Source organism: Anoxybacillus ayderensis, from assembly GCF_013761015.1.
GTDB lineage: Bacteria > Bacillota > Bacilli > Bacillales > Anoxybacillaceae > Anoxybacillus > Anoxybacillus ayderensis.
The window spans coordinates 181,452-195,605 of record NZ_JACDUV010000003.1 but is presented as its reverse complement, the minus strand read 5'-3'; the positions used below and the strand labels follow the sequence as shown (position 1 = coordinate 195,605).

Here is a 14,154-nt window from a genome sequence, read left to right as displayed (position 1 = left end):
AACGGCAACACATCGTTGCCGCCTTATGATTTACGCGCTTCTTTCTTTTCATCAAGCTCCTCTAATACTTCATCACGCAATCCTTTTGTTGACTTTTTAAATTCACGCAATGTTTCACCAAAAGCCCGTCCGATTTCAGGTAGTTTTTTCGGTCCGAAAATGACAAGAGCGATGACAAGGATTAAAATTAAGCCAGGTACTCCGATATTTGAAAGCATAACGTCATCTCCTTTTTTTTATACATACGCTTCTTTTATTGTATTGCTAAGATCTTCATTTTTCAATGACAAATTTTTAAGAGGTGTGAGAAATGTTTGACAATCGACATACAGTATACGCTATTTTCTTTACCATATCTAGCGATATTACCGTAAAAGTCGGGCAATTAGGCAGCTTTTTATTCCCGAGCGGAAACTATATTTATGTGGGCAGTGCGAAACGAAACATTCAATCACGTATTCAGCGCCATATGCAACTGGAAAAGCGAAAACGCTGGCATATCGATTACATTCGTCCATACGGTGAAATTACACACGTTCAAACGTATTCCTCCGAACTGAGCGAATGTGAACGAGCCCAACAGCTGTTTCAACAATACAAAGGACAATGGATTGTAAAAAAATTTGGCTCATCGGACTGCCGCTGTTTTTCCCACCTTATTTATTATAAAGAATAAACGAGGGATGTATTCCCTCGTTTAACTTGCTTTCTCATATTGTTTTTCGTATTTTTCTTCCGATTTTGCAATAATAACTGCACATGCCGCATCGCCTGTAATATTCACGACTGTTCTCGTCATATCGAGTAAGCGGTCAACTCCTAAAATAAGGGCAATTCCTTCAACAGGTAGACCAACGGATGTTAACACCATGGAAAGCATAATTAAACCAACACCCGGAACGCCTGCTGTACCAATACTCGCAAGTGTTGCCGTTAAAATGACGGTCAAAAGATCGCTAAATGTTAAGTCCACACCATACACTTGTGCGATAAACATCGTTGCCACACCTTGCATAATGGCTGTTCCATCCATATTAATTGTGGCTCCAAGAGGTTGAACAAAACCGCTAATGCTTTTCGGAACGTTTAAATTTTTTTGTGCTGTTTCCATCGACACTGGCAACGTAGCATTGCTGCTCGATGTACTAAACGCAACAGCCATCGCTGGAGAAAATCCTTTAATAAATGCGATAGGGCTCATTTTCCCAAGTGTCCATACCGCCGTACCATACACGACGAAGAAATGAATAAATAACGCTAACAATACAGCAAACATATATTTCCCCATCGCTGCAATCGCATCAAACCCTTGTCCGCCAATCGCAATCGCAATTAATGCGAACGCACCATATGGCGCAAACTTCATCACCCATTCTACTAGATACATGAGAAGATCATTCGCTTGCTCTACGATGACTCGCACTTGTTTTACTCGATCACCAAGACGGGCGACAGCCATTCCAACAAGCACCGCAAATACAATGACTTGTAACATATTTCCTTCAACCATGGCTTGGAATGGGTTTGTTGGAATAATATTTAATAATGTGTCTACAACCGGCGGAGCTTCTTTCTTTTCAAACGATGCCCCTTCTAAATTAAAATTCCCTTCTCCTGGACGAATGACAGATCCTAATGTTAAAGCAATTATAAGCGCAAGAGAAGTAGTAATTAAAAAGAATGCAATTGTTTTCATACCAATACGACCAAGCTTTTTCGGGTCACCAACACCAGCTGCTCCTAAAACGAGCGATACAAAAACAATTGGAACAACAAGCAGTTTAATTAAGTTAATAAATATTGTTCCAAGCGGATTGAGTACGTATGTTTTTGCGAGGTCAAACCATTCTGTTGGAAGAGCTAAGTTGAAAATGAGTCCAACGATAATTCCTGCAAACATTCCTAGTAAAATTTTTTTCGTCATTGACATATCCACACCTCCATCAAATTCTGCGTCTTTTGCTGTAAAACGTATTCAACTTCGTTCGGGAAAAGGGTTAAGGGAGAGGACCTATACAATTTTAAATGTTTTTTTTAAAATTGTAAAGAAAAAATGAATATAATTGTTAGAAAAGTAGTTGAATTTCTTTTTTTACAAAAAAAACTACCACGATAATGTGGTAGTTTACATCCGCTTTGTTTTTTTGCGACTCGAATCTACTTCAATGTTTCCTGCTTCGTGTTCAGTCGTACCTTGTCCTTTGATCTCTGGTGAACTTAATCCTGGTTTCGAAGCATCCTTTTTTCGTTTCCCCATTTCATTCACCTCCTACTCCCTTATTTTGCTTTATTTATGAAAGTTCAATCGTTCCAAAATGAAATTTTGCCGTTTTTCTTCGATAAACGAAAAAATGGAATTGTTCAAAACGTGAACTTTGCCAATGATCTTTTAGAACAACTCGTTGTCGAGCTACTCGTTTTGCTTGTTCGATATCTTCTGCTGTCACATTCGTATATAGCGCTGCCTGTTTTAATCCCCTTACTCCATCCGCTTCATCAATAGTTACTTCAAACATCGGATCCAAATAAACAACATCATATGACTGATCATCACATTGCGCTAAAAAAGAGCGAAAATCGGCATGATGTACATGAATGCGTCGCATCGCTTCATTAAGTTCAACGACATCACTTTCCCAATGACGTAACCCTTGTTTTGTTAAGTAAGCGATATGTGCACTTCCTTCAATTCCCACCACTTTTCCTTCTTCACCAACAACTAAGCTAGCAATTATGCTATCAGCTGCTAATCCAAGCGTACAATCTAAAAACGTCATCCCTTTTTGTAATTTCGTCGCTTGTAAAAACGGTTCACTTTCTCCTTTTAAAATACGCTTTGCGCGAAAGGAAGCAGAATTTGGATGAAAAAATAACGGCTCATCTCCGTTAATCAAATGGATTTCTAATCTTTCTTTCCCAACGACCAAAACATGTTCAGCCATCTGTTGCTGAATGGCTGTAATGGAACGTTTTTGACGCGGGATGTACGGAATTTGTAATTCATCGGCAATTTGTTTCGCTTTTTCAATCATTTGTTCATTTGTTCGGCCAGCAGTTGTCACAATCATACGTTCACCCCAAAAGAAAAAGGATGTCAATTGGACACCCTTAGCAATGTTTTTCAAAAGCTTGCATAATATTTTGCATAATATTTTCAAGAGAATTGGCTTCAATATCGTGGCGTGGAATAAAATGGACAACTTCTTTTCCTTTTAATAAGGCCATCGATGGCGAAGAAGGTTCAATGCCAACAAAATACTCACGCATTTTAGCCGTTGCGTCACGATCTTGTCCAGCAAATACGGTCACAAGATGGTCTGGTTTTTTCTCGCTCATTTGTACCGCCTGAATAGCAGCTGGACGTGCAAGCCCTGCCGCACAACCACAAACAGAATTAATGACAACAAACGTCGTTCCTTCTACTTGTTCCATAAATTGTTCCACTTCTTCACTCGTCCGTAATTCTTTAAAGCCACCGCTGACTAATTCATCACGCATCGGTTGTACGACTTGACGCATATATTCTTCATATGACATAAACATACGTGCATCCCTCCAAATCATTCTTGCTTTTACAAGAATACAACAATGCAAATAGAAAAATCAATAAAATAAAAAACATTGAACAATTTTCTAAAAATTTTTATAATGAATGTATTTATATGATGTAAATGGAGGTTGAGAACATTGCCAATTAATATTCCACGTGATCTTCCAGCTAAAGAAATATTAGAACAAGAAAATATTTTCGTCATGGATGAAGATCGCGCCTATTCTCAAGACATTCGACCGTTAAACATTATTATTTTAAACTTAATGCCGCAAAAAGAAAAAGCAGAAACACAGCTATTGCGTTTGCTTGGAAATTCACCGCTACAAGTACATGTGACTTTTTTACGTCCCGAAACACATGAAGCGAAAACAACATCAAAACATCATCTTGATCAATTTTATACAACATTTCAACATGTTCAGCATAGAAAATATGACGGCATGATTATTACTGGTGCACCCGTTGAACATTTGCCGTTTGAACAAGTTGACTACTGGGATGAGTTAACTCAAATTATGGAATGGACAAAGACGAATGTCACATCTACGTTACATATTTGTTGGGGTGCACAAGCAGGGATGTACTATCATTACGGTATTCCAAAATACGATTTGCCACAAAAATGTTTCGGCGTATTCGATCATATGTTAGAACAAAAGCACGTCAAACTTACTCGTGGATTTGACGATATTCATAAAGTCCCACACTCGCGCCATACAGATGTGAAACGTGAACATATCGAAGCGGTTTCTGAGTTAACAATTTTATCTTCATCCGAAGAAGCTGGCGTCTGTCTCGTCATTTCAAATGATGGAAAACAAGTATTTTTAACAGGACACCCAGAGTATGACGCCACAACGCTCAAAGAAGAATATGAGCGAGATGTTGCCAAAGGGTTGGACATTCAAATCCCAAAATATTATTTTCCACATGACGATCCGAATAAGCAACCATATAACACGTGGCGTTCCCATGCGAATTTACTGTTTGTCAATTGGCTCAACTACTATGTGTATCAAGAAACACCGTATGTGTGGGAATGATGTTTTCCTGGTGCGTTTCGCTTCTTTACAATGAGAAAAAACGTTGATTTATCAATGTTTTTGAACTTTGGAATAACATAGATTGTAACCGAGTGCGGTGTTTTTTCGTTTGTCGCGTGGTCAAAAATGTGGTCAATGTGGTCATCACCCCCATAAAAAGGGCGGGATTACTCCCGCCCTTTTCTTTTACTCGGTGGCGCCGCCATCTTGGCAATAAACGGCTTCTGCATGCCATCATCACTTCGCAGGACATTGATCGCGTGGAACTGTTTCAATCGGATGCCGTCTTCAATGGTAAACGGCGCAATTTCTTCCGCCAAATCTTTAAACGTCTTTTTACTACTCGCATACACCGTGTAATGCGGTCCAGCCGATTTGATAATTTCAGTTAAATCACTCGGTATTTGCTCCCAGCTATGAAAGAACCAGCAGTATCCCACACGCCATTTTCGCGACTCCACCGCCGCTGACTTCCAAATCTTTGCCGACCGCAAGAATTGATGCGGCTCATCGAGCAACACAAAGAATGGGTGTTGTGCTTTTCTTAACGTCATCGCCAAGTCAATCTTCGTGCATAGTAGGTTGATGATGAGATTGACTGCCTCCGCCCCCAATTCACGCTTTGGAACGTCGATAATGATTGCCTTCTTTTGCGACATTAGTTCTACCATATCAAGGCCTTCCTCTGCGTCCATGCACTCGGATAGATACTCATCACCAAGTATCGCATCTAAACGGTTGAGGATAGGGGATAGTACTTGGTTTTGCCGGGAGTCTGAAAACTCATGATACTGCACGAGTGTTGTCTTGTGGATGCTGTCGGGCATAGTTGAAATGACTTGCTCACGATAGTCTTCATCTTGGAAGATATAGAGTATCTCGCTCAATCGCCCCGTCTGCATCGCCATGACAGCGGCACGTAGAAACCGCGAGGTTTGCCCTCCAGCTTCCAAATCCGCTTGGTCAAAAAAGCCAAGCATCGTATTGGCAAGCCGGTTTCTCGCTTTTGGTGAGTGTGCGACTTCTCTCCAATCCAGCGCGATAGGATACTGTCCTAGTCGGATGTGTATGACTTGATTGCGCGGTAGGACAGACGATACTTCCTCGTAGATTTCCCCTTTGGCTGGATCGATTACCAGCGCCCCGAATCCGTTACGCACAGCTTCTACCACCATGTTGGCTGCTGCTCCACGTGTTTTCCCGCTACCCATGCCACCGATATAGACACGTGGAAGGCATAGGATGTCGTGGTTGTTTGTCGGATGGTAGACAGGGATAGTGGTTTTCTTATAGGTGACGCCACCGAAATACAAACCTCCCCTTGTGAATGCCGCTGGCACTTCTGTTTCGAGCTGTGCGATGTTTGGAATATGGTATTTTTCTTGGTATTCGGAGGTTGGCAATAGGTGCAATCGACTTAATTCAGCGATGCTAAAATAGTCTTTATTCGTTAGTGATGACAGTTTACGCTGTTTCATCTTTTCAAACGTCTTACGTGGATTGCTAATCGTTGGAGCAAGCATGTTATCGCCATCGAGTTCACGAAACGCCATCGTCACCATACGTAAAAGGGCATGTGATTTGGCGTGATCGTGACATACGACACCCACGCGAATCTGTACTTCATAGGCATCGCCCTTTGTTTTGGATAGAGTTGCATCGCTCAATCGTCCGTCGCGTAAAATCATCGCTCGCTCACTTCCGTCGAGTTTCAGCGGTTCTAATTCCTCACCTGTCAGCAGCTCTGTCATCACGCTTGCTGCTCCGTACACGGTGTGTGTAAGTGCTTTAAGCGCGGTTCTCCCTACACTTTTTTTATCTATTTTCATCTTTTTCGGCATATCTCCTTGTTTAAACCGTTCGTATGCTTCTACCGCCCCCATAAACCAATCCTTGTGAGCAGGAGTGGCTAACACTTGGATATAGACCTTTTCCCCTTCTTCCATACTACGAAGCGTTTCTAACGCGCTAGGAAGCGCGCCTAACGTTCGTCTGTCGACACGAAGGGAAAACATATAGTGCCGCTCGTAAGATAGCGTAGCGGTCAAATATGGGACTTCTGTGAACGGCTCTGATACTTCCTCGACCGCAACTTTTGCCCATGTACTTTCAATCGCCTTCTGAGCGAGTGCAACTTGTGAAGCAGGAACGGTCACGTAAAAACCTGTATTTTCTTTCTCGAGCACCGTTTCAAAGGAGAGGAAAGGGGCGTCATCGAACCCCTTCCCGTTCCAACGCTCAAGCGGTGACATGTAGACGCACATCGTCCGGGCGAGTTCTTCTGTGTTTTGGTTCGTCAGCCGACTGTCCGGGGTGATACGTAACGTTTTCATTTCCCGATGCTTTTTCCGACTTCTAGTAGGATGCTCATGATTCCCGGTGCAAACTGCATCCCGATGAATCCGATCGCTGCCCACTTGATGATGTGCAACCCCTTGTGTCGGTTCCCCGTCATGATGACCAGGAAGCCTGCGCATATCATCGTGAATCCGACCGGGTAGGCTAGTGCTTGCACTAGTTCGATGAGTGGATCGAATGCGTGAATGATTTTGTCTTGGATGCTTGCCGCGCTCGCTGTCGAGGCGTACGTGGATAGGGCGGCGGTCAACGATGTCACCTGTAAGAATTTGTTTTCCCCACTCACCTCCTTTTTTCGGCTCTCGGCTAAAAAATCTCGAACACTCCCAACTGTTTCGATACGCGGTGTAAAAAACATGATGTATAACCCCTTTCGTTTTTGGTTATGCTACTCACAAAAGCGAGGTGATGACGATGCACACTGTCATTGGTGGTTTATTAATACTTGGCGGTACGGCGTTAGTGATTGCTAAAGCGACAGGATTACTTGGATGAGAACAATTTCGGCATGGACGTAGACGGTTTGGATATAGATTTCTTTTCTTGGACAGGAGCGGTGTTGGACTGCTCTTTTTTTTCTGTCATTTTTCGTTTCATGTCCTCAATGATGAGCTTTTTCACATACCCGCTAAAATTTTTCTTGGACACGTACTTCCATAGTTGCTGTTCCACTTCATCTTTCAAGTTGAACGATACAGATTTGACATGCTTTTTAGTCATACCGACACCTCCGTTTTCGGTATTACTCTGCCTAATTTTTTTGTCGTATGAAATGCACGGATAGACACGCATATTTTCACGTCTGCGCGCATACGCTATTACCGTAAGCGTAGCACGGTACTAGCGTGGCTTCACCCCTTTAATGGTGGAGCCTTTTGTTTTGGTCATAGCGGTATTACTGATTTTAAAAAGATGGTATTACCGAGTTACTGTCTTGAAGATAATTCTTCTTTTATATCTGCAATCAACTGTGCTTGCTTCATGATGTACGCTGTGTTATCCGTTGCATGATACATTCTCATAACAGCATCAGTTAATAATAATTCCAGTACATCTGTCGATAATGATTTTAAATTTTTCATTTTCATTTCTCCTTTCAAATGAAGTCGTTGAAATATTCCGTCTGTACTTCCTGCGTCTCTAAAATCGGACGCTTAACACTCACACCTTCCATATCACGCTGTATCAACCGCTTAATGTACGCGGAAAAATTCGTTCTTTTCATCGCATGTTCATACAACGCAAGCTGGTCGGGGTCTTCAATGTTAAAAGCAACAGGTTTCCTAACAATGTGCATATATCCCCCTCCCGATCGTGTAAAATCCAACGGCATTCGCAAAAATTGGATCTTCATATCCATCGTGCAATACAGGCCACATGATTTCCACGTTCGGAAAATACCGCATCATCGGTTCCAATAGTAGCTCCGCGATACCACCGACGAGATACACCGTATCCTCACGTTTCCAACGTTTCGATACGTGTGAAAAGATACCGCGAGATAACTCATGTAAGTCCTTGTTTCGCACGCTGTTATAGCCGAAAGGAAGCGTTTCTGAATCGCGGTTGACATATCGTCTGTTCAAGAGCGTCGCACAATTGACCGTTGCGCTTCCAACGTCGATGATACGTATCAATCCGTTTGTTGGTGAACTCCAGAACGCTGATGCTCCTTCAGCTGCTACTTCGCATTTGGTGATTGTAAATGTCTTCGTTTCACCATTAACCGTCAATGTATGCCGACCGATGAGCATTTCTTTAATTTTCTTTTTTTCATCTGGAGTGTGCTTGCTGATCGGCTGACCGACAACAATTTCATAATAATCTGAATCGCTGTACCGATGTAACGCTAACAACACACGCATTTTCGCGTCCTCGTGAGCCTTTGTATCACCCATGACCATGCCACCATAATCAGACTCGATAAGCGCGAGCGTACCCGCGAATCCTCGTTTTCCTTCGTACTCCCACACCATGCCGTCTCCGTGGTTGTTTTCGAGGTTGCGTTCTTGGTACTCGCCAATCGCTGCACAAAACTTCATCGTGCCGTTGATACCAGCAATCTTCACTTCACTATTTCCAGCGTCAACACCAACAATCATATGCTCACCTCCATGTTGTTCATTAGTGAATCACTAGACGAGTTGTATCGGTAGGAGTTATTCACTAGTGATTCAGTTGTTAGAGCATATGAGCGGTTGCTTGTACGATAGAATTTGTCCTCCAATTTTTTTTTGTTTTTTTTCACACTATACTTGGAAAGGAATAAAAAGAAATATGGAGAAGATATAAAATGGTGATGATAAGTGAAAAGTAAAATCGGGGAAATTATCGAGAAAAAAGGCTATAAGAAAAAATATGTAGCGGAACAGGTTGGAGTATCCGCGAATCAGTTATCGAATTGGATTGTAGGGAAAAATTATCCGACGGTGGATAAGGCGTTTAAGTTAGCGGAGGTGTTAGGGGTGAATATAGAGGAGTTGTATGAAAAAGGGCAGTCATGACGCTGCCCTTCTTATTGATAATTTTCTTTTGTGAACATCACTTTCCCGTCTTTGTCTAATACAACGACTTTCTTTACAGAATAAAAACAGGATTTTTAACCCAACAATGCAGAAAGTTGGCGATACAGTTTTTCGTCGCACTTGATATGAAGCGTATGTTCCATACCTTCTACGTCACGTAAACGCAAGTATGCTTTTGATGTGTCAATCTGCTTTCCACCCATAGCCGCTCCTACAATTGCTCCTGTTGTTCCAGCAACCATTTTTCCGACAACCGCACCCGCTGCCGCTTTCCCTGCGCTACGTGTATGTGATTCTTCCCAATCAACGCCGACAAGTGTCCATTTCTTTTTGTCTGCGAATGGCACTTCTGTGATGATTTCGCCTGGTTCTTCTCCTTTGACAATATTAATGAAGCGAACCGGCATATCCTTATCAGTTAGAACGTGCCCACCCGAAAGGATTTCGACATTAATACGCTGTTTGAATATTTCCTTTAGATTTTTAAACATTGCGATTCCTCCCCTTTTATATGATATGTATGTACGCAAGCAATCGGAAAAAGTTTCATCAAAAGTATAGCATGGACAGAAAAGTGATTCCATAGAAAATAAAAAAGCCCTGCCGATGTGGCAGGGAATTAAACGATAATCGCTGGATAGCCTTTGTCTTTTAGTTCTTTTGCTAACCTTTCTGCGTTTGACTTATCTTTAAATGCTCCGACTTGCACACGATACAATTTTCCATCAGACGATTTTTCTTGTGGTTTTGCTTTTTGCGGCAATCCTAAAAATTTAGCGACACCTCGTGCGTGCGCTTCTCCTACGGCTTTGAGAAACGCTTCATTTTTCAATAGTTTTGCATCGTTGCTGTCGATGAACAAGTTTTCGGTCAACACGGCAGGCATTTTTGTTTCTCGTAAAACGGCATAATCAGCCCGTTTTTTGCCTCGGTCTGTGATGTTACCAAACTGGCGCATTGCGGATAAAATTTCACCATGCAACACGTTTTGCAATGCAATTGACTGTGGTGATGCGTTAGGATGAACATAACTTTCAAACCCTGTGCCCTTGCCAGCATTGATATGCACGCTGACAAATACGTCTGCACCCCATGCGTTTGCCATATCGGCGCGTTGGGACAACGTCAGCGTTTGGTCTCCTGTACGAGTGACACGTTGTTCAAAGCCTGTATAATTCTCTTCGAGGTAAGACATTGCATATTCCACGATTTTGTGTGTCAACTGTTTTTCCTGCAATCCATTTGCCACCGCGCCAGGATCATCGCCGCCATGCCCTTTATCCCAGTAGATTTTAGACATTTTTCCCCTCTCCTTTCTCGCTTCTTCCTTTCAACACTTCTACCGCCTGCTTGATTTGTTCTGGCACGGGAAGCCCAATTCGTCCGGCATTTTCAATGATCGAAAGTAGCTCATTCGCTAAATAAAAAAAGATCGTTGCGTCACGGAACAGTCCATTTGTTCCGACAGCACGATCAATTAAATGTCCGACTGCTACGAGTATGAAAATCATGACTTTTTTCGGAATGCGCTTGAAACCAACTGCACTCCTCAATGTTCCTTCTTTCGATGCTGCCAACACACCTGTAACATAATCAAGTGAGACGAATGCAAGTAAGATGCCCAACAATTCAGACCAACCGCCAAACAAATAACCGACGACAGCCCCCGATACGGCCGCGCCGGTTTTAAAAGCAACTTCTAATCGTTCCAACTCAACAACCTCTCTTTCTGTAAAACGGCATAAAAAATACGCCTTCATGGCGCTTGTTTGTGTCGCATTACGACTACGCAGTAAACTCTTCTCCTGTGATCTCCTTATACTCAGCTAAAGTAAAACGGCATAAAAAAATGTGCCCTTGGTTTGGTGTTTGTTTGTGCCGCATTATCGTCCTGTTATACAACGAATTCTTCACCTGTAATCTCTTTATATTCTTCGAGTGTGATAACTCCCCATTGTGCCGCTTCATGGATAATATCTTTTGTTAGGTAACCCATTTTGTAAAAAGTATTATAAAAGTCGAAAAACACACTTTTCATTAACTGATTCCTCCTTTGAGTTTCATAATTTCAATGTTTAGATTCGCTACAGTCTGCGTTAATTGAGTAATCAATATGTCTTTCTTTTGATTTTCAAGTGCTAATTGCGCTAATGCCATCGATGTGCTTTTCTCTGCTATTTCTCCATGTTTCCTTTCTTGTTCCACAATTTCTAAGTCTTTGATTCGTATGCTTTTCATCTTTCAACCCTCCTTTTACTCGAATGAAAAACCGAATCCGTCTACGATGATTTGTTCGGTTGCAGTGCCTTTCAAAATCTCAAATTGCAAGTTGATCCCCCACTTCGCAGCTGTTTTTGTCGTGTTGACGAATGTGTGAACTTCACGGCTTAAAAACTTTTGTGTAATGTCCTCCCATGTTGGTGATGCATCAAAGCCGTTGTTGCAAGCTTTTACAGATAATGTCGCGCCGTTCGGCACAGTCATTACTCCACTCACCACAAGTTTCTTTGCCGCAATAGATGTTTCAATCGGATTTTTCAGCGTGAATTTGATGCGGTCATCCGTTTTGGTAAACGTATATGTCCGCGTTGCTGTACCGCCTTTTCCATCATTGACAGTAATCGTAATAGTATGTGAGCCAAGCGATAAAGTTGACCATACACTACTTAAATCGAGTGTATATGTTTGACCACGGACTGCATTGTTGATTGTGCGGATTATTGTCGCATCGACTTTTTCCGTGACTGTAAGTGTATCGCCTGTATCTGTGTCGTTCACGGAGTAGTTCACCGAAAAAGAAGCTGATTTGTTCCCTAAGTTGCTGTCGCTGCCAGAAATCACAGGGGCAGAATTCAGAACTTCAAGGACGGGGCGCCAACCGACGCTCGCAGTGCGGGAGCTCGAAGAATAGTAGACCCAGAAGCGAGCCGAGTAGTACCCGCGGATCGCGCGGTAGGCGCTGTCTCCTGTATAGGTTTCTTGCACCCAAGAATAAACTCCCATCCAATTCCATTTTTGATTATGTGCGCTATTCTTATCTGTACTATTTAATGTCGAATCTAAGTCTGATGAAGATGGAGTAGGTAAGCCACTCAATCCCGCTTCATTTACAATCCAACGATCCCACTCGTTTGATGCGGGAGAGCCGCCACTATAATAATCTGAACCGCTGCGAAGATTAGAACCGCCGGTTAATACTCTTAATTTATATTGCTGTCCGTCAATTGTGACTGTTTTTCCGAAAATTAAACCCTGTGCGTTAAGGTCATCCCAGCTGATATTGACGAGCATAACACGGTCGCAGACAAGGTATTTTTTGCCACCGTCATTAACTTCAATCCATTGCATTTCATAGTTCGTTTCCGTGTTTCGAATCTCTAATGTAGCACCCGCGCTATAATTCTGTATATTCCCTACGCCAGCACCTGTATAAGGTTCTGTGTCGTTCCGCCATGGGTTTGTCGGGCGGGGAATCCTCGTGCTTCCCATATACAGCGTACCAAGTTTAATCACATCGCCATTCGCCAAACTTCATCTCTCCTTCCACGTTGATATACGGATATGGAGCGAATATTTTCTTCGCTAGATTATAGGAATTACTATGGCGTGCATGACCAAGCCAGCTATCAACAGCTTGTTTCACTTCTTTTTCCGTCAGCAATCCCCCCTTTAACTTGCGATCCATCGCTTTTATCCGCCGTTTCATCGCTCGTTTTGATTGATCGCGTACTTTTCTATGAGTTGTCCATATTTTAAAACCGTACGCATTTACACCTTGTTTTAGAGGAAATATCTGTGTTTTTTTCTCGTTTTCTTTTAAGTTCAATTTTGTTCGTAAAAACCAAACCATCTGCTCTTTTAACAAATTCGCATCTTCTCTCGTTGGTACTATTGCTATACAATCATCCATATAGCGTACATAATATTTAATTCCTAAATAACGCTTTACATATTGGTCAAGTTCGTTAAGATAGATATTTGCAAAGTCTTGACTGGTAACATTTCCAAGAGGGATTCCGACTTCTCCTTCTGGACTACTGTCAATGATCGTATCAAGAAGCCATAACGTGCGTTCGCAAGCTATTTTCTTCCGTAAAATTCGTTTTAATATTTCGCGATCAATTGTATAGAAAAACTTTGAAATATCCACTTTCACAATCCAGCCGCCGCCAAAATTGCGTTCAGCCATCCTCATATATCGTTGCGCAGCATCAACTGCTCGATGTGTTCCTCGTCCCTCAAGACAAGCATAAGAATCTTTAATGAATACGCCTTTGTATACATGTTTAATCACGTTATGCACAGCAAACTGAACAATCTTATCTCGAATACGCGGAGCGCTGACTAAACGTTCTTTCGGCTCATACACTTTGAATCGAATATACTCGCCGACTCGATACCTTCCTGTTTTTAACTCTTTCCATAAATTAAACAAATTCACATCTTCGGCCATTGAAAACAAAATAGCCTCTTTCTTGAATTTTCGAGAACCCTTTATGGTTTGTTTATAAGCAAAAAGAAGATTATTAAAATCAACAATCTTCTCGTACAAACGATCGTATCTTTTCACCATATCGGCTGCCTCCCATGATGCTAGGCGATATGACTATTCATGTGTTTACGCTCTTCGAGCGAAGGATTACAGCTCCCTTGAAGTTTTTCAAAGCCCGTTAGA

Annotated in this window: 21 protein-coding genes; 3 read left to right on the top strand and 18 right to left on the bottom strand. The window is 42.1% G+C overall.

From position 1 onward, the window contains the following. Positions 1-23: 23 nt before the first annotated feature. A complete protein-coding gene (locus tag HNR63_RS05610) occupies positions 24-218 on the bottom strand; it encodes a twin-arginine translocase TatA/TatE family subunit (protein WP_009361196.1) in 195 nt (64 codons plus the stop codon). Positions 219-310: 92 nt separating this feature from the next. On the opposite strand from HNR63_RS05610, the gene HNR63_RS05605 reads away from it, so the two are divergent. Beyond that, complete coding sequence (locus tag HNR63_RS05605; protein ID WP_021094787.1) at positions 311-676, top strand: GIY-YIG nuclease family protein; 366 nt, start codon at positions 311-313, stop codon at positions 674-676. A 21-nt stretch (positions 677-697) separates the two neighbouring features. On the opposite strand, the gene HNR63_RS05600 is transcribed toward HNR63_RS05605, so the two are convergent. The 4 genes from HNR63_RS05600 to HNR63_RS05585 all read right to left on the bottom strand — a co-directional run bounded on the left by HNR63_RS05600 (position 698) and on the right by HNR63_RS05585 (position 3,543). Continuing rightward, positions 698-1,930, bottom strand: coding sequence for a dicarboxylate/amino acid:cation symporter (locus HNR63_RS05600; RefSeq protein WP_021094786.1), 1,233 nt, complete (start codon positions 1,928-1,930; stop codon positions 698-700). 195 nt (positions 1,931-2,125) lie between these two features. Next, on the bottom strand, positions 2,126-2,257 hold the full coding sequence (locus HNR63_RS05595) for a YuzL family protein (protein WP_181520088.1): 132 nt from the start codon (positions 2,255-2,257) through the stop codon (positions 2,126-2,128). 34 nt (positions 2,258-2,291) lie between these two features. Continuing rightward, on the bottom strand, positions 2,292-3,068 hold the full coding sequence (locus HNR63_RS05590; protein WP_181520087.1) for a class I SAM-dependent methyltransferase: 777 nt from the start codon (positions 3,066-3,068) through the stop codon (positions 2,292-2,294). 40 nt (positions 3,069-3,108) lie between these two features. Further along, on the bottom strand, positions 3,109-3,543 hold the full coding sequence (locus HNR63_RS05585; RefSeq protein WP_042536079.1) for a BrxA/BrxB family bacilliredoxin: 435 nt from the start codon (positions 3,541-3,543) through the stop codon (positions 3,109-3,111). Between the two features lie 144 nt (positions 3,544-3,687). Between HNR63_RS05585 and metA the strand changes: the two genes are divergently transcribed. Next, entirely contained in the window at positions 3,688-4,596 is a 909-nt protein-coding gene (gene metA, locus HNR63_RS05580) for a homoserine O-acetyltransferase MetA (RefSeq protein WP_181520086.1), read from the top strand. 167 nt (positions 4,597-4,763) lie between these two features. Here the strand turns inward: metA and HNR63_RS05575 are convergent, their stop codons facing one another. The 6 genes from HNR63_RS05575 to HNR63_RS05550 form a co-directional block, all read right to left on the bottom strand. Next, entirely contained in the window at positions 4,764-6,929 is a 2,166-nt protein-coding gene (locus HNR63_RS05575; RefSeq protein WP_220127414.1) for a type IV secretory system conjugative DNA transfer family protein, read from the bottom strand. Next, on the bottom strand, positions 6,926-7,312 hold the full coding sequence (locus HNR63_RS05570; protein ID WP_181520084.1) for a hypothetical protein: 387 nt from the start codon (positions 7,310-7,312) through the stop codon (positions 6,926-6,928). The genes HNR63_RS05575 and HNR63_RS05570 overlap by 4 nt, the downstream gene beginning before the upstream one ends. Before the next feature lie 125 nt (positions 7,313-7,437). After that, positions 7,438-7,674, bottom strand: coding sequence for a hypothetical protein (locus HNR63_RS05565; RefSeq protein ID WP_181520083.1), 237 nt, complete (start codon positions 7,672-7,674; stop codon positions 7,438-7,440). Between the two features lie 206 nt (positions 7,675-7,880). Beyond that, complete coding sequence (locus HNR63_RS05560) at positions 7,881-8,036, bottom strand: hypothetical protein (RefSeq protein ID WP_181520082.1); 156 nt, start codon at positions 8,034-8,036, stop codon at positions 7,881-7,883. 14 nt (positions 8,037-8,050) lie between these two features. After that, positions 8,051-8,251 (bottom strand): hypothetical protein, encoded by a 201-nt coding sequence (locus HNR63_RS05555; RefSeq protein ID WP_181520081.1) that lies wholly within the window; start codon positions 8,249-8,251, stop codon positions 8,051-8,053. Continuing rightward, positions 8,238-9,056: a ParM/StbA family protein gene (locus tag HNR63_RS05550; protein ID WP_181520080.1), complete on the bottom strand. Its 819-nt coding sequence runs from the start codon at positions 9,054-9,056 to the stop codon at positions 8,238-8,240. The genes HNR63_RS05555 and HNR63_RS05550 overlap by 14 nt, the downstream gene beginning before the upstream one ends. Before the next feature lie 204 nt (positions 9,057-9,260). Here HNR63_RS05550 and HNR63_RS13870 point away from each other — a divergent pair, with 204 nt between their 5' ends. After that, on the top strand, positions 9,261-9,458 hold the full coding sequence (locus HNR63_RS13870) for a helix-turn-helix domain-containing protein (protein ID WP_181520079.1): 198 nt from the start codon (positions 9,261-9,263) through the stop codon (positions 9,456-9,458). Between the two features lie 95 nt (positions 9,459-9,553). Here the strand turns inward: HNR63_RS13870 and HNR63_RS05540 are convergent, their stop codons facing one another. From HNR63_RS05540 to HNR63_RS05510, 7 genes are all read right to left on the bottom strand, one after another. Then, the gene (locus HNR63_RS05540; protein ID WP_181520078.1) at positions 9,554-9,970 is read right to left on the bottom strand and encodes a hypothetical protein; all 417 of its coding nucleotides are present in this window, start codon (positions 9,968-9,970) and stop codon (positions 9,554-9,556) included. Between the two features lie 128 nt (positions 9,971-10,098). Next, positions 10,099-10,779, bottom strand: a complete 681-nt coding sequence (locus HNR63_RS05535; RefSeq protein ID WP_181520077.1) for an N-acetylmuramoyl-L-alanine amidase — start codon at positions 10,777-10,779, stop codon at positions 10,099-10,101. Next, on the bottom strand, positions 10,772-11,191 hold the full coding sequence (locus HNR63_RS05530; protein WP_181520076.1) for a phage holin family protein: 420 nt from the start codon (positions 11,189-11,191) through the stop codon (positions 10,772-10,774). The genes HNR63_RS05535 and HNR63_RS05530 overlap by 8 nt, the downstream gene beginning before the upstream one ends. A 182-nt stretch (positions 11,192-11,373) precedes the next feature. Further along, entirely contained in the window at positions 11,374-11,517 is a 144-nt protein-coding gene (locus HNR63_RS05525; RefSeq protein ID WP_181520075.1) for an XkdX family protein, read from the bottom strand. Beyond that, positions 11,517-11,717 (bottom strand): hypothetical protein, encoded by a 201-nt coding sequence (locus HNR63_RS05520; protein ID WP_181520074.1) that lies wholly within the window; start codon positions 11,715-11,717, stop codon positions 11,517-11,519. The genes HNR63_RS05525 and HNR63_RS05520 overlap by 1 nt, the downstream gene beginning before the upstream one ends. A gap of 15 nt (positions 11,718-11,732) precedes the next feature. Then, positions 11,733-13,007 (bottom strand): Ig-like domain-containing protein, encoded by a 1,275-nt coding sequence (locus HNR63_RS05515; protein ID WP_246316751.1) that lies wholly within the window; start codon positions 13,005-13,007, stop codon positions 11,733-11,735. Next, entirely contained in the window at positions 12,985-14,052 is a 1,068-nt protein-coding gene (locus HNR63_RS05510; RefSeq protein WP_181520073.1) for a reverse transcriptase domain-containing protein, read from the bottom strand. Before HNR63_RS05510 ends, HNR63_RS05515 begins: the two co-directional genes overlap by 23 nt. Positions 14,053-14,154 lie beyond the last annotated feature (102 nt).

What these genes read in the sequence shown, in the direction of transcription:
- HNR63_RS05540 (WP_181520078.1), bottom strand. Translation starts at nt 9,970, where the DNA reads ATGTTTAAAAATCTAAAGGAAATATTCAAACAGCGTATTAATGTCGAA.
- HNR63_RS05565 (WP_181520083.1), bottom strand. Translation starts at nt 7,674, where the DNA reads ATGACTAAAAAGCATGTCAAATCTGTATCGTTCAACTTGAAAGATGAA.
- HNR63_RS05535 (WP_181520077.1), bottom strand. Translation starts at nt 10,779, where the DNA reads ATGTCTAAAATCTACTGGGATAAAGGGCATGGCGGCGATGATCCTGGC.
- HNR63_RS05600 (WP_021094786.1), bottom strand. Translation starts at nt 1,930, where the DNA reads ATGTCAATGACGAAAAAAATTTTACTAGGAATGTTTGCAGGAATTATC.
- HNR63_RS05590 (WP_181520087.1), bottom strand. Translation starts at nt 3,068, where the DNA reads ATGATTGTGACAACTGCTGGCCGAACAAATGAACAAATGATTGAAAAA.
- HNR63_RS05525 (WP_181520075.1), bottom strand. Translation starts at nt 11,517, where the DNA reads ATGAAAAGTGTGTTTTTCGACTTTTATAATACTTTTTACAAAATGGGT.
- HNR63_RS05595 (WP_181520088.1), bottom strand. Translation starts at nt 2,257, where the DNA reads ATGGGGAAACGAAAAAAGGATGCTTCGAAACCAGGATTAAGTTCACCA.
- HNR63_RS05585 (WP_042536079.1), bottom strand. Translation starts at nt 3,543, where the DNA reads ATGTTTATGTCATATGAAGAATATATGCGTCAAGTCGTACAACCGATG.
- HNR63_RS05570 (WP_181520084.1), bottom strand. Translation starts at nt 7,312, where the DNA reads ATGTTTTTTACACCGCGTATCGAAACAGTTGGGAGTGTTCGAGATTTT.
- HNR63_RS05560 (WP_181520082.1), bottom strand. Translation starts at nt 8,036, where the DNA reads ATGAAAAATTTAAAATCATTATCGACAGATGTACTGGAATTATTATTA.
- HNR63_RS05610 (WP_009361196.1), bottom strand. Translation starts at nt 218, where the DNA reads ATGCTTTCAAATATCGGAGTACCTGGCTTAATTTTAATCCTTGTCATC.
- HNR63_RS05575 (WP_220127414.1), bottom strand. Translation starts at nt 6,929, where the DNA reads ATGAAAACGTTACGTATCACCCCGGACAGTCGGCTGACGAACCAAAAC.
- HNR63_RS05510 (WP_181520073.1), bottom strand. Translation starts at nt 14,052, where the DNA reads ATGGTGAAAAGATACGATCGTTTGTACGAGAAGATTGTTGATTTTAAT.
- HNR63_RS05520 (WP_181520074.1), bottom strand. Translation starts at nt 11,717, where the DNA reads ATGAAAAGCATACGAATCAAAGACTTAGAAATTGTGGAACAAGAAAGG.
- HNR63_RS05605 (WP_021094787.1), top strand. Translation starts at nt 311, where the DNA reads ATGTTTGACAATCGACATACAGTATACGCTATTTTCTTTACCATATCT.
- HNR63_RS05555 (WP_181520081.1), bottom strand. Translation starts at nt 8,251, where the DNA reads ATGCACATTGTTAGGAAACCTGTTGCTTTTAACATTGAAGACCCCGAC.
- HNR63_RS05550 (WP_181520080.1), bottom strand. Translation starts at nt 9,056, where the DNA reads ATGATTGTTGGTGTTGACGCTGGAAATAGTGAAGTGAAGATTGCTGGT.